A 13,690-nucleotide genomic window follows, 5' to 3' on the forward strand; every position below is an offset into this window, starting at 1 on the left:
TTAAGCTCCTGCAGATAGATGATGCAAAAGCTTGGCTTGCCATTGTAATAATTTGGGATTATTAAGTGATCGGGGTGGCGAGTCATTCAGTTCGCAGTTTATATAGTTTATTTTTGCAGGTTCACCGGACATGATCGCAATATGATGTCCTAAACGTAGAGCTTCTAATGGATCATGCGTGACTAATAATACGGTATGATTTTTCAAAGCCTGCGCCGTGAGTTCTTGTAGTTGATATCGAGTGATCGTATCTAAGGCAGAAAAAGGTTCGTCCATTAATACTATAGGCCGCTTTTCTAAGAGTACGCGTGCTAAAGCAACGCGTTGTTGCATCCCACCGGATAATTGAGCTGGATATTTATTTAAGGTGTCACCTAATCCTAGTTGCTTTAATAATTCACCAGCTTGTGCGTAAGGGGGAGGCTTGCTATGTCGTAGGCGGTAACCCAATACCACGTTATTTAAAATATTTAGCCAAGGTAATAAAGTATTCGTTTGTGGCATGTAAGTTAGCCGGCCGAACACGCCTTTTTGATCGCAAGTGCTGACATGTGCACGTGGGGTGTTTAATCCGGCAATTAGTTGTAGAAAACGACTTTTGCCAATACCGCTTTTACCCAATAGGCAAGTGGTTTGTCCTGCCGCCAAATGGAAATTTAACTGGTCAAATAGAATTTTATCTTGGTAGCGCAAACTTGCGTTACTTACCAACACAGTGGGTGATTTAAACATACACTTTTCCTACGCGGGCATTATCCCGATCAGGTTAGAAGGGTATTTCTCAGCTAGATCCCTAAAAACATTCGCCTTTTAATTGATTTCGTTGTTGAATTGTCTTTTCGAATACTCATTTACTTATGTAAACTCCGTTTCTCAAAGCCAATTCGCCTAGAACTCAATTAAAATGCTTTTGTTTTGTCCGGGAGGCAAGCACCCCTAAGTAAGCGCGCATGGTAGCAAGCTTGTGAGAAAAATAAAAGAACTATAAGAACTTAAATTCTTAATTCCATGAGATGAACCATGTTTAATTCGAGGTTTTATTCGTTTGCACGAATTTTGAACGAGAGGCTAAGCACTTGAGTTATTGCAAAAATTAAAGTTTAATGGATTGATCATACAATTTGAAATCCAATAAACTTATTAAGTGTTAAGCCACAAAATTGATCGATTTGAATTCTTTTAAGAGGGATAGTTATGCGTAAAATTTTTCAATTAGTGCTATTTACTAGCATTTTATTGAGTGTATCTACCCTAGCATGGGGAGCCAGCATAGTGAGGGATCTTAACCTTTCTAATTATAATGGTAAATGGGTGGTCGTGAGTTATTGGGCAACGTGGTGTGGATATTGCATGGGCGAAATACCTGAGTTAAATGCATTTTATCGAGCACATGCTGACCAGGTTGCCATGTTTGGGTTTAATTATGATGATCCAGGTAACTTGCAACAACATATACAACGAAGTGGCGTTATATTCCCTACTTTAGTGAATGATCCCAAAGCAAATTTTGGAATACGCGGTATATCGGGCTTGCCCACTACGCTTGTCATTGGTCCTAATGGCCGATTGAGACATGTATTAGAAGGGCCTCAAACCAAACGCAGTTTAGAAAGAGCTGTTGGTTTGTAAGCTTAAAAAACCGGTTCACTGCTTATCGCATTATTATCTGGTTTTTCCGATGCTGGAGATTCAGTTTGTGCCTGAGTTTCTGCATTATTGTTATCTACAGGGACCTCACCAGGATTATCAATCGCATTGAATGGTGTTGTATCTTCTTGGGTTGATATTCTAGTTAAATCATCTTTGCGAAAATATTCTAAGATAGAGCCGGGTGTTCCGTTAGGTAATAGATTGCCGGTAACGGGATCGATACTTGCCGTTACAATATCAGCGGGTTGCGGCATAGTTTTTTCAGCCTGGCCTTTTAATGCGACGCGCATGAAATCAATCCACATCGGTAAAGCTGCCTTCGCACCATATTCTTGCACAGAACTCGGTTGATCAAAGCCTATCCAAACAGTCGCCACTAAATTACTGTTAAATCCAGTAAACCAAGTATCAACATAATCACTGGTTGTACCGGTTTTCCCAGCCAGATCAGTTCGATTCAACACTCTCGCCTGTGAGCCTGTGCCATACCGAATGACATCTTTTAAAGCCGACGTGGTGAGGAAAGCGATATCAGCAGGAATAACTTGCGGCGCATAAGGGCTATCTTTTTCATCTGTTAATGGAGGTTCAATTTCTCCACGCAAACAAGCTTCACAGGCTATTTTTGGTTCTGCTTTATACAAGATTTGACCTTGTTCATCGGTAATATGATCAATTAAATAGGGAGTTATTCGGAAGCCACCATTGGCAAATACTGAATATGCTCGAGCTAATTCTAGAGGAGTGACTTCACCGGTTCCAAGTGCTAGGGAGAGATTGCGGGGTAATTTTTTTTGATTAAAACCAAATCTTTTTACATATGTTAATACATAGGGGACATCGATGGCTTGTAATAAGCGAACAGATATTAGGTTGATGGATTTAGCTAAGGCAATGCGTAAACGCGTCGGGCCACTGAAAATATGATTGTCATTTTGTGGGCGCCAAGGTTCATCGCGACCGGGTATATCAAATACCAGCGGAGCATCATTAAAAACATTTGCTAGCGTATAACCTTTAGCCAAAGCAGCTGCATAAATAAAGGGTTTGAATCCCGATCCAGGCTGTCGTTCTGCTTGAACGACACGATTAAATTTACTTAAATTATAATCAAAGCCACCGACTAATGCGGTAATAGCACCCGTTTGCGGATTTAATGCGACTAAAGCGCCTTGTACTTTAGGAATTTGCGATAATTCCCAGGTATTATTCTGCGCTAACTGGACACGAATAACATCGCCTACATGAACTTTATTCTTCAAGACTTCAGGAGGCGGATTTAAATTAGTTATGTCAAGGCTAGGCATGGTCCACGCCACACCTTGCCAGGGAATAAAAATCATTTGATTATCGACTAAAAGAGCAGTAATAGCTTGATCAGTCACGGAAATAACAATAGCTGCTTGTAAACCATTGATGGAAGCCACTCGATGCAATGCATTTAAAGTATGGGTGACTTTATTTGCATCTAAAGGAGCAATATTTTTTTCTGGCTTCCTGTATTCATGTCTTTTGTCGTAGGCTAATAAGCTAGTCCGTAAGGCTTTATCAGCGGCAATTTGTTGCGCCGAATTGATCGTGGTATAAACATTATACCCTTTTAAATAAATATCCTCGCCAAAGCTTTTGTACATCATGTCACGTACCATTTCAGCGACATAAGGCGCTTTGATCATTCCTCCCGTATCCGTTTGTGCATGCGTCAACATAGGGGTGGCGATAGCGGTTTCATAAGCCGCTTTAGAGATATAACCCAACTCATACATACGCAATAAAACATGATCGCGGCGTTGTTTTGCAGCAATAGGATTGACGATGGGGTTGATGGCTGAAGGAGCTTTTGGTAAGCCCGCAATAGTTGCCATTTCCGGTAGCGTGAGTTGATTGAGTGTTTTATTAAAATAAACCTGTGCAGCAGCAGCGATACCATAAGCACGATTTCCAAGGAAAATCTTATTAAGATAAAGTTCTAGGATTTGTTCTTTAGTAAATTCACGTTCGATTTTTAAAGAAAGTAAAATTTCAGTAAATTTTCTTAAAAAAGTTTTTTCTCGAGAGAGATAAAAATTACGCGCAACTTGCATGGTAATAGTACTTCCTCCTTGTACTTTACTGCCTGTGAGTAACACTTCACCTGCTGCTCGCAATAAACCGTAAAAATCAACACCATGATGTTCCAAGAAGCGTTGATCTTCGGTTGCTAAAAAGGCTTTAACCATTAGATTGGGGACTTCATTCAATCTAACAAGATTTCGATGTAATTCTCCAAATTCAGCGATAGGTTGCCCATCACTGGTGTAAATCCGCATGGGGATAGGAAGTTGTACCGACTTTAATTCTTCAACATCGGGGAGTTGTTTATCAAGATAAATATAAAGCAAGCTCCCTATCACCATAAGTGTGATAAAAAGGCTTAACAGCATCAAAAAAAAATTACGGAGAAAATGATTCGATCGTTTCATAATGAAAGCAGTTGATTAGCTGGGCTCTATGATAGCGTAAGTGACATCCCGCTTAAACAAGGGTTTAAATAAAAATAGTGTGTAATGAGATCTTTGTACACTTTATTTGGATTAAAAGAAAGTACGATGGTTTTTTTGAGCTAATTTGCATCAGGAAAAATAGTAATTCATGTTCTATGTATTAAGTAATTGACAATCTATTATTTAGATGCATAATAAAAGAAGAATAAATTTAATACTAGGTTCAACAAATAAAAGAATATGTATTTTTTCAAGGATAGATTTAAAAATACGCAAAATAATGACGCTACCATAGGCTTGGACATAGGTAGTAGCATGATCAAATGGGTTAGTTTAGGCCGCAATAATGAGCTTAAACAATACGCTATTCAAGCAATTCCTACTCCAACTGCAGCTTCTCAGACTATAGTTGTTAATCAAATCGCTACTATCCTAAAGAGAACATTGCTGGAGCAAGATCATATAAGAAATTGTATAGTAAATATTCCAGATATTCTCGTATGTACTAAATGGGTGCAGATCGATCATACTGATTGCCAGCGTATTGAGGAAATTATTGAATTATTGGTGCAACAATCCATCCCCTATCCTTTAAATAAGCTTTATTTTGATTTTCAACTTTACGAACCCTCATCTGAAAACCAAGAAAAATATAATATTTTAATAGTTGCTTGTCGTAAACAACATTTAGATTTTCGTTTAGAGATTATTCAGCAAGCAAATTTAATTCCTCTTGCTGTTGAAGTGAGCTCATATGCTTTAGAAAGGTCTTATTGCTTTTTTTATCCTGAGAAGATGAAAGAAAATATTATGCTATTAGATATAGGAGCAAGTCAGATAGGATTATTATTTTTCAATAATTCTCAAACAACGGTTTATTGTGAAAAATTACTCAATGTCCTTGAGCAAGAATCTACTTTATTACAGATAAAACGCTGCATAAAAAGCTATGCTTTAGCTTATCCTTATCGCAGTTTAAGAGAACTTTTTCTTATAGGCGCTAATATATCATTATTAAATTATTTGATAAATAAATTAGAAGGATTTTTAGGCTTAAAAGTAAAAACATTAAACTATCAAAATCAAATTAAACACCTCCCTGAATTAAATACAGATAAATTAAAACAGAATTTTTTGAATTTATTATTAAGCTATGGTTTAGCGCTAAGATAAGGAAAATTTGTGAAGAAAATCAATTTGTTACCATGGCGTGAACAGCAAAATAAATTGAAAATTAGACAATTTCTTACGGTGTGGTTTGGAGTTTCATGCTCATGTCTTATATTGTTATTTATCTCAAAACTTCTTATTCTTCAGCAGATAAAACACTACCAATTAGCCTATGATACTATTTTATTGCAGATTAAAACACTATCACCTACTGTGCAGGAAGTAAAAAAATTACAATTCGCTGTAAAAGAACTGCAGAAAATTATAAAAACTGTTCAGGCCAATCATCAGCAAATTAAAAAAATCTTAGATTTTGTAAGGCACCTTAATTTTTTAATAACGCCAGATATCTTTGTACGCTTGATCGAATTTCATTCGCCATATTTGCGTTTAATCCTGCACGCAAATTCAGAGATAGAATACTTAGCATTTATTAAATTTTTAAAATTAAAATATGACCAAAGATTGCAATGGTGGATTCTTAACAGATCCCGCGGTTTAGACTTAGATTTTATGCTGCAAATGATGCTGGATAAAAACTAATGTTGCCATTGATTGTTGGAGTTAAAAATATAAATAAAGAATGGACAAACCTAATTTAACAAGAATTGATTTATGGTCAATACGCCTAAAATCTATGGTAATCGTATCAAGTATTTGTTTTATTTTTATATTAGGATTTTTCATTTGGTTAAGACCAAGTCTTGAAAAAAAGGAAAAAATCTATTTGAGTCTCCAATCTTTTGATAAAGAGCTAAATAATCAGTTAAAAATATCTACAAAATATTTATATTATATGGAAAAAATTAAAAATATAAGAAATAAGTTCGATATAAATTATAATGATTCTATCGATCAAGTTATTTTAAATATCCTGAGCGGACAATTTACTACACCAGGTTTTAAAATTAATAAAATAAATTTTTTATCCAATAAAAAACAATTCTTAAATTCATTGCAAATTGAAAGCGATTTCTTTAACGCCAATAATATTAGTATTAGAGATTTTCTATATCAAATTAGCAGATTAAATAAATTGATAGTAATCAGTAAATTTAGATGGAAATTATTAAATGTTTTATCAAAAAATCAAAAGTATAATATTGTTTTTTTGTTCAAAGTCTATATCCAAAATTTTAATAGCAAAAAATTAATTTCAGCTTTATCAGAAATAAATAAAACAGGCGCAAAATCTATATGTAAATTTAATAATCTAACTAAATATCCTTTAAATAAATTAAAAATGTTGGGTTTTTTATCATCAGGTAACGATCAGAATTGGGGTATCGTTGGGTTGCCAAACCAACAAACTTGCAAACTTAAGCTAGGTGATTATATAGGTTTGGAACGAGCGTTAGTTATAGGCGCTTACAGTCATGAAATTCTTATACAAGATAATAATCAAAATAAAATATTTAAGCTGACAATGGACGATGAGAAGTTTTCCGATGTTAAAAATTCCGCGTAATCAGATCTTATTAATCTTTTTTTTAATATTAGTTTTTAACAATAAGATATTTGCCTATGAAAATTTATCACATGGGCAAATAGATGAAACTATTTCTTTAAACTTTCGTAATATACAGGTTCGTTCTGCTTTACAGTATTTGTCTGAATTACATGGAAATAATTTAATTATTGATGATAAAATTCAGGGTAAATTTAGTATTTATTTACAAGATATCAATTGGGAACAAGCCTTAGATAACATTTTACAAACTCAAGGACTTGCTAAACGTTCTATAACTAATGGTTGGTTTATTACTACCCCTGAACAATTGTTAAAACAAGACCGGATGAACTCAGACATCCAACAGAAAAAAAAGGATTTATCGCCGTTAATTTTTAAGCTTATCCAGATTCGTTATCGAAAAGCATCAGATATCAGTAAATTATTGAAAGATAAAACCAATTCGCCTTTATCGGCACAGGGTAGCGTAAGCGTAGATAATCCGACTAATAGCTTGTGGATTAGAGACACTATTGAGCAACTGAATAAAATTGCAGTGTCGATTAAAGCATTAGATAAACCTATCGGTCAAATTCTGATAGAGGCACGCATTGTAAGTATTGACCAAAATAGAGAGAAAGAATTAGGAGCACAATTTGGCTCTACTCAAACACACTCGGCTAATAAGCTTTTAAAATCTCATCTTAAAAATAAAAAGAATAATTCCAATACTGATTTATTACAACATTTAACCATGGATTTACCTATTACTGGCGTAAATTCTATTAGTGGCGCAGCCTCATTGGGCTTGCGTTTGATGCGTTTAGGTCAAAATTCCTTCCTAGATCTAGAGTTATCTGCATTAGAAAATGAGGGGGCTGCCCAAGTTATTTCTACACCGCATTTAATTACCGCTGATCAACAAACTGCATTCATAGAAGCAGGCGCTGAAATACCTTATCAAGAAAAGGCATCGAGTGGTGGGACCAACGTTATATTCAAAAAAGCAGTGCTATCATTGAAGGTAACACCTAGAATTATGCCCGATGAGCGTATGATATTAGACTTAAAGGTCAACCAAGACCAGCCTAGTACCTTTATGGCAGTTGATGCTCCAACAATTAAAGCGCGCGGAATTAAAACACAAGTTATCGTCAAAAATGGTGAAACGGTTGTATTAGGTGGAATCTATGAGTATTCTCAGAGTAAAATAGAACAACGGGTCCCTTTTTTAGGTACTTTACCTCTCATAGGCCGATTATTTCGCTTAACCAGGTCGAATAGCCGGCGTAGCGAGCTTTGGATATTTTTAACACCGACTATCTTAAAAGACTAAGTTGTATAGAGTTACTTACCAGTTTTTTTTAATATACTCACCGTATTAACGAGCTAATATGCAATTTCCCAAATGGCGACTTCAGCTCCGACGATTAGACAGTGACCGACTTGTGCATAGTTTAAAAACTGCTATCGCACTATTATTCGGCTTGTTGATTTCTTACCTATTTAAGTTACCACTTCAAGGAAGATGGGTTGTTATCACTATTTTAGTGGTGATGTGCGCTCAATCTCGCGTTGGTGCGATTTTACAAAAATCTTACATGCGTTTTTTAGGCACAGTAATAGGGGCTAGTGTTGCAAGCTTAACATTATGGCTGATTTATCCAAATGTTGCTTTTACTATCTTGATACTATGTCTAGCCACAGCAGTTTTTAGTTATATTGCCGATAGTCCCAGCACTTGGAGTGAAGCAGGCCCTTTAGGGGCAGTGACATTAATCATTATCGTTATTTCACCTAACCCAAATTTTTACACAGTGATGAGCCGTTTTTTAGAGATTAATTTAGGTATTATTATTGCATTACTCGTATCACGTTTTATTTGGCCTTTGCATTCACGCACGCAATTACGTTATATATTAATGGATACCTTACAGCATCTTAAAGATCTTACCCAAAAATTAGAAGAGTTTACACTTGCTAACGATGATAATAATGAGAAATCACAGGACTTTTTTGAAAATAAAATATTGAATAATATAGGAATTCAAAAAAAATTATTTAAAGAAGTTATGAGCGAGTCGTTTGGCCGATCTAATCTGAATGCAACCTTTAAAAATATTCTAGAGGCTGAAAGAGAAATTTTACGTTGTATTACTTTAATGAGAAATGCTTTAATGAATTTTTCAGATCAAAATATTTTGATCTTTAACCAATATGCCGACATACAAAAAATTTATCAAATAACCCAGGATTTATTTCAAAGAGGTATTAATAGTCTTAAAAATAACGATGAGGAAGGAGAGATTCAACGTTTAGAAAATTTTTCGGATTGGAAAAAAGAATTAAAACTTCAGCTTAAATATTTAGAAATAAACCAATCTGATCAATTTGCCATTGATTTATTTATTTTTAGTGCTGATCGTTTATTAGTTCAATTGCATACACTTGTTCTTTTAATAAAGAAAGTCTAAAAAAATGACATATTCACAACATTGCTTAATCCGTGCTCTTTTTCAGCTACCTGTTGAGCGTACACCTGTTTGGATGATGCGGCAGGCAGGCCGTTATTTACCTGAGTATCGCGCTACTCGTAGCAAGGCAGGTAATTTTTTAACTTTATGTAAAACCCCTGAACTTGCCTGTGAAGTAACGTTACAACCGTTACAACGTTTTGATTTAGATGGCGCCATTATTTTTTCAGATATCTTGACCATTCCGGATGCCATGGGTTTAGGTCTCTATTTTGTCGAAGGTGAAGGCCCCAAGTTCCATAAAACTGTAAAAACCTTAAGAGATATTAAGGCTTTAGCTATCCCTGATCCGAATACCGATTTAAGTTATGTAATGTCTGCTATTTCACTTACGCGTAGTGAATTAAAAGATAAAGTCCCGTTGATTGGATTTGCTGGGAGTCCTTGGACACTTGCTTGTTATATGCTGGAAGGCGGATCTAGTAAAGAATTTAGACAAATCAAAGCACTGTTATATCAGGAACCGAAGGCATTACATCATTTGTTAAATACCTTAACCAAAACAACTATTTTGTACTTGAATGCACAAATTGCCGCTGGTGCACAAGTCATTATGATTTTTGATACCTGGGGTGGATTATTAACTACAGCAGCCTATCAAGAATTTTCCTTAGATTATATGACAGAAATTGTGTCTAATTTGAATAGGCAAAGTGTGCCTATCATTTTATTTACCAAAGGTGGAAATTTGTGGCTGGAAAAAATAGCTTTATCCGGTTGCGACGCCATAGGTTTGGATTGGACTATTGATATAGGCTCAGCACGGCAGCGACTTAACAGCAAAGTCGCTTTACAAGGGAATATGGATCCAGCAGCTTTGTTTGCCAACCCCGAAAATATCCGCAATGAAGTGATGAACATACTCCAATCTTATGGCTCTGGATCCGGTCATGTCTTTAATTTAGGACATGGTATTTCTCAATATACTTCCCCAGAAAATGTAAAAATATTTATAGATGCTATACACGAATTAAGCCCAGCTTTTCATTAGATTTTCTCCAAATCTGCTTCATAGACTTGATTTCGTTGTTAAACAATAGTCTGCGATCCCCATTTATCTTAGTAAACTCTAATCCTCGCAAATTGTTTGCCTCGAATTCAAGCTCAAAACTGGGTTTAAAAGGAGATCTAATGAAAAATTTAATTTATTTTTTTACCAGGCACTACCGACTGAAATGGACTTGTATCGCTATGCTTAAAACCATTGTTTGGCTTTTTATTAAAAACTGTAGCCACATAAGCTAACTTATCAAATTCGCTAAGTTTGGGTAAATATTTTGGCGAGGGCTGCTGATAATATGAGCAGGATTTTTTATGTCGTTGAAAGTCTTGTGCAGATATGTCTTGGAAATTTTTTTTCATATTTATTTTTATTATTTATATTAAAGACGAAAGCATTAAAAGACTAGTATCATAATTGATTACTAGGCAATTTTTATTCGAGATAATAAACTGAATTTTTTAATTTGTAAAAATATAAAATATAAATATGATTTAAAGGTGATAATTTTATATTATATAAGAAAGTTTAGTAATTGATCTAAAAATTAGATTAATATAAGATTATCTGTAGGAATATCTACGACAAGGAGGAGATTCTATCTATAAAAAAATTTAAAACTTTTATTTTTTATAAGCATTAATATGTATATAAAAAATTTCAGGCAATGGAATATTTAGCTATTTTTAAGTTTTAGCAAATATATAAAACTATCCTAATTATCGAGGTTATTATGCCAGTATTATATGAAGATTTGTGTGAGTCAAACCAAAATTTTTTGCGAGAGGAGGGATTAGTCGATAACGGTGAAAATATTGTAGGCTTAGAAAGACGAGCTCCGGAGGCGCAAAGACGAATTATTAATCAACTTATAGAAAGTGAAAAATTAAATGAAAAAGTAACCGGAGAAAATTATATAAAGGAGAAATATAAAGGAAAACATATTATATTACTTTTGGTCTTAGCTTTGGCGCTATTAGGTGTTGGGTTTACTTTGGCGCCACTTTTAATTGTATCTACGATAACTATACCTATTCTTCCAGTTCTGCTATTTGGTATTGCAATCGTAGCAATCACTAAGTTTTTTTTAAATATAAAAAATAATCGCCTTGAGACCAAGCTAAAAGATGCTGCTAATATCTTGAATAAATTAAAAGAGTACAAAACGATTGAAACTATCGATGAGGAAGTGATAAGAACTTTTAATCATAAAATGCACGAAATAAAAAACTTAACAGAGCAGGTAGTTGAAGAAATTAGCGCACTAGAAAAAAACACTAGCCACAATTTTTCTCAGCTTCTGAATCGAGCAGGTTTGTTTACAGCAACTCCTATTCCTATCTCGCCTGCAGATCCAGCTAATGAATTTCATAACCAAGAAGCTAGGTCACCCACTCCAACGCATAATTAAAAAAAAAGACCATTTTTGTAAATACAGAGATGGTCTTATGATCGAGATGTTTAAGTTTTAAAGGAGTTGCTTACACGACAAGAGTTTTTTTTCGAAGTAAAGATAAAATACTATAACCTGCAATACCCGATAAAATCGAGCCAGTGAAAACACCTAAACGAATTAAAGAGCTTAATTCATTCTCTCCGAAAGCTAGGCCAGCAATAAATAAACTCATCGTAAAACCTATTCCACAAATCAGAGCAGTTCCATAAATATGCCACCAGTTCACCTGATAAGGTAATTTTGCCAGCTTAGTTTTTACTGCCAGCCAACTTGCTCCGAAGATTCCTAATTGTTTACCAAAGAATAATCCGACAATGATTCCCAAAGGTAGCGGGTGTAGAAAAGTTGCTAAATTTATATTAGAAAATGACAGGCCGGCGTTAGCAAAAGCAAAAAGCGGCAAAATTCCATAGGCAATCCACGGATGTAATTGATGTATTAAGTGATGTAACAAAGAATTAAAATTTTTATTGCTACTGCTTAATGGGATAGTGAGTCCAAACAATACCCCTGCGATAGTTGCATGAATACCTGAGTCGAGTATTAATATCCATAAAGCTATACCTAACAGGCAATACGGAAGAAACCGTTGAACCTTATAATAATTTAATAAAATTAATCCTAGGAAAGTCAGAAGTGCTAAAAATAAATACAGCCAGCCTATTTGTTGAGTATAAAAAACAGCAATAACAATAATTGCTCCAAGATCATCAATGATGGAGAGCGCCATTAAGAATATTTTTAATGCAACGGGAATATGTTTCCCTAGTAGAGATAGCACACCTAAAGAAAAGGCAATATCCGTCGCCATAGGGATAGCCCAGCCAGATACGAGTTGCGGATATCCATGGTTAATGAGTAAATAAAATAAAGCGGGTACTATCATCCCTCCTATTGCGGCTATGGTGGGTAACAAGGCTTTAGTTAGGGTGTTAAGTTCGCCCTGAACTAATTCTCGTTTAATTTCTAGACTGACTAAAAAAAAGAAAATAGTCATCAGTCCGTCATTAATTAAATGTAAAAAAGAAAAATGGATGTTGGGCCCTATGCTTATAGTGAAATTTATGCATGCTTGATAATAATTTTTCCAAGCAGAGTTAGCGAGAATTAAAGCTAATAACGTGGCAATGCCTAATGAAATACCACCAGAAGCTTCTAGCTGAATAAATTTATGTAGAAACTTGATCCGCATTTAATGAGTTCCCTTAGTTTTTATTCGCCATTTACACTGGCCGGACAGTTTATGAATACGAGTTAAACGACTCTCATGAGCAATTAATTCCTCGCTAGTAGCATAAATAACCGGTAATACTATCTCTCCAGTTGTTTTTTTATGCTGGATAGTTTGGGTGGTTAGTGAACTTTTTTCTTCGGTAAATAAATGAGTTTGACCCCCTGTCATAGCGAGGTAAACTCGTGCTAATAATTCAGCATCCAATAAAGCACCATGTTTATCGCGCTTTGAATTATCAATAGCATAGCGTTTGCAAAGCGCATCTAAGCTATTTCGTTGTCCTGGGTGCATTTGACGTGCTAAGGTAAGCGTATCTAAAACTTGGCAATAACCCGTAATTTTTTTATACTTTTTTTTAGTTAATTTAAACTCATTATCTAAAAAACCTAGATCAAAGGGAGCGTTATGGATAATGAGTTGTGAGCCGTGAATAAACTCTAATAATTCATCTGCAATATTTTTAAACAGTGGTTTATCCATAAGGAATTCAGTGCTCAAGCCGTGAACGGCAAACGCACCGGCTTCACTATCTCGGCCTGGATTAAGGAAACAATGAAAATGTCGTTTAGTGAGACGGCGATCAATCAGTTCTAAGCAGCCTATTTCGATGATACGATGACCGCCATTAACGTCTCTGCCAGTGGTTTCAGTATCTAATATGATTTGGCGCATAATTATAGAATTAAATTGAAATTATGTTAATGTTACGTGTT

The 13,690-nt window shown here is 34.9% G+C and carries 13 protein-coding genes; 8 read left to right on the forward strand and 5 right to left on the reverse strand.

Annotation, left to right across the window (positions count from 1 at the left end; genetic code table 11):
- Entirely contained in the window at window positions 1-732 is a 732-nt protein-coding gene (locus AAHF87_RS06265; RefSeq protein ID WP_342147652.1) for an ABC transporter ATP-binding protein, read from the reverse strand.
- A 462-nt stretch (window positions 733-1,194) separates the two neighbouring features.
- On the opposite strand from AAHF87_RS06265, the gene AAHF87_RS06270 reads away from it, so the two are divergent.
- The gene (locus AAHF87_RS06270; protein ID WP_342147653.1) at window positions 1,195-1,629 is read left to right on the forward strand and encodes a TlpA disulfide reductase family protein; all 435 of its coding nucleotides are present in this window, start codon (window positions 1,195-1,197) and stop codon (window positions 1,627-1,629) included.
- Between the two features lie 2 nt (window positions 1,630-1,631).
- Here AAHF87_RS06270 and AAHF87_RS06275 read toward each other — a convergent pair whose 3' ends face one another.
- The gene (locus tag AAHF87_RS06275; protein ID WP_342147654.1) at window positions 1,632-4,112 is read right to left on the reverse strand and encodes a penicillin-binding protein 1A; all 2,481 of its coding nucleotides are present in this window, start codon (window positions 4,110-4,112) and stop codon (window positions 1,632-1,634) included.
- Between the two features lie 261 nt (window positions 4,113-4,373).
- Here AAHF87_RS06275 and pilM point away from each other — a divergent pair, with 261 nt between their 5' ends.
- The 6 genes from pilM to hemE are packed head-to-tail and all read left to right on the forward strand — an operon-like array spanning window position 4,374 to window position 10,278.
- Window positions 4,374-5,306, forward strand: coding sequence for a type IV pilus biogenesis protein PilM (gene pilM / locus AAHF87_RS06280; RefSeq protein WP_342147655.1), 933 nt, complete (start codon window positions 4,374-4,376; stop codon window positions 5,304-5,306).
- Between the two features lie 9 nt (window positions 5,307-5,315).
- Entirely contained in the window at window positions 5,316-5,846 is a 531-nt protein-coding gene (locus tag AAHF87_RS06285; protein ID WP_342147656.1) for a hypothetical protein, read from the forward strand.
- Window positions 5,847-5,886: 40 nt separating this feature from the next.
- Window positions 5,887-6,771 carry a pilus assembly protein PilP gene (locus AAHF87_RS06290; protein ID WP_342147657.1) on the forward strand — a complete coding sequence of 295 codons (885 nt, stop codon included), beginning with the start codon at window positions 5,887-5,889 and terminating at the stop codon, window positions 6,769-6,771.
- Window positions 6,752-8,089, forward strand: a complete 1,338-nt coding sequence (locus AAHF87_RS06295; RefSeq protein WP_342147658.1) for a type IV pilus secretin PilQ — start codon at window positions 6,752-6,754, stop codon at window positions 8,087-8,089. The genes AAHF87_RS06290 and AAHF87_RS06295 overlap by 20 nt, the downstream gene beginning before the upstream one ends.
- A gap of 58 nt (window positions 8,090-8,147) precedes the next feature.
- On the forward strand, window positions 8,148-9,227 hold the full coding sequence (locus AAHF87_RS06300) for an FUSC family protein (protein WP_342147659.1): 1,080 nt from the start codon (window positions 8,148-8,150) through the stop codon (window positions 9,225-9,227).
- Between the two features lie 4 nt (window positions 9,228-9,231).
- On the forward strand, window positions 9,232-10,278 hold the full coding sequence (gene hemE, locus AAHF87_RS06305) for a uroporphyrinogen decarboxylase (RefSeq protein WP_342147660.1): 1,047 nt from the start codon (window positions 9,232-9,234) through the stop codon (window positions 10,276-10,278).
- Between the two features lie 149 nt (window positions 10,279-10,427).
- Here the strand turns inward: hemE and AAHF87_RS06310 are convergent, their stop codons facing one another.
- On the reverse strand, window positions 10,428-10,649 hold the full coding sequence (locus tag AAHF87_RS06310; RefSeq protein WP_342147661.1) for a hypothetical protein: 222 nt from the start codon (window positions 10,647-10,649) through the stop codon (window positions 10,428-10,430).
- A gap of 371 nt (window positions 10,650-11,020) precedes the next feature.
- On the opposite strand from AAHF87_RS06310, the gene AAHF87_RS06315 reads away from it, so the two are divergent.
- A complete protein-coding gene (locus AAHF87_RS06315) occupies window positions 11,021-11,698 on the forward strand; it encodes a hypothetical protein (protein WP_342147662.1) in 678 nt (225 codons plus the stop codon).
- 70 nt (window positions 11,699-11,768) lie between these two features.
- Here AAHF87_RS06315 and nhaA read toward each other — a convergent pair whose 3' ends face one another.
- Together nhaA and dnaQ are read right to left on the reverse strand one after the other, a co-directional pair.
- Window positions 11,769-12,935: a Na+/H+ antiporter NhaA gene (gene nhaA / locus AAHF87_RS06320; protein ID WP_342147663.1), complete on the reverse strand. Its 1,167-nt coding sequence runs from the start codon at window positions 12,933-12,935 to the stop codon at window positions 11,769-11,771.
- Window positions 12,936-13,649: a DNA polymerase III subunit epsilon gene (dnaQ, locus tag AAHF87_RS06325; RefSeq protein ID WP_342147664.1), complete on the reverse strand. Its 714-nt coding sequence runs from the start codon at window positions 13,647-13,649 to the stop codon at window positions 12,936-12,938.
- Window positions 13,650-13,690 lie beyond the last annotated feature (41 nt).

Source organism: Rickettsiella endosymbiont of Aleochara curtula, from assembly GCF_964030935.1.
Taxonomy (GTDB): Bacteria; Pseudomonadota; Gammaproteobacteria; order Diplorickettsiales; family Diplorickettsiaceae; genus Aquirickettsiella.

What these genes read in the sequence shown, in the direction of transcription:
- AAHF87_RS06275 (WP_342147654.1), bottom strand. Translation starts at nt 4,112, where the DNA reads ATGAAACGATCGAATCATTTTCTCCGTAATTTTTTTTTGATGCTGTTA.
- AAHF87_RS06315 (WP_342147662.1), top strand. Translation starts at nt 11,021, where the DNA reads ATGCCAGTATTATATGAAGATTTGTGTGAGTCAAACCAAAATTTTTTG.
- pilM (WP_342147655.1), top strand. Translation starts at nt 4,374, where the DNA reads ATGTATTTTTTCAAGGATAGATTTAAAAATACGCAAAATAATGACGCT.
- AAHF87_RS06310 (WP_342147661.1), bottom strand. Translation starts at nt 10,649, where the DNA reads ATGAAAAAAAATTTCCAAGACATATCTGCACAAGACTTTCAACGACAT.
- AAHF87_RS06290 (WP_342147657.1), top strand. Translation starts at nt 5,887, where the DNA reads ATGGACAAACCTAATTTAACAAGAATTGATTTATGGTCAATACGCCTA.
- dnaQ (WP_342147664.1), bottom strand. Translation starts at nt 13,649, where the DNA reads ATGCGCCAAATCATATTAGATACTGAAACCACTGGCAGAGACGTTAAT.
- AAHF87_RS06295 (WP_342147658.1), top strand. Translation starts at nt 6,752, where the DNA reads ATGTTAAAAATTCCGCGTAATCAGATCTTATTAATCTTTTTTTTAATA.
- hemE (WP_342147660.1), top strand. Translation starts at nt 9,232, where the DNA reads ATGACATATTCACAACATTGCTTAATCCGTGCTCTTTTTCAGCTACCT.
- AAHF87_RS06270 (WP_342147653.1), top strand. Translation starts at nt 1,195, where the DNA reads ATGCGTAAAATTTTTCAATTAGTGCTATTTACTAGCATTTTATTGAGT.
- nhaA (WP_342147663.1), bottom strand. Translation starts at nt 12,935, where the DNA reads ATGCGGATCAAGTTTCTACATAAATTTATTCAGCTAGAAGCTTCTGGT.
- AAHF87_RS06265 (WP_342147652.1), bottom strand. Translation starts at nt 732, where the DNA reads ATGTTTAAATCACCCACTGTGTTGGTAAGTAACGCAAGTTTGCGCTAC.
- AAHF87_RS06300 (WP_342147659.1), top strand. Translation starts at nt 8,148, where the DNA reads ATGCAATTTCCCAAATGGCGACTTCAGCTCCGACGATTAGACAGTGAC.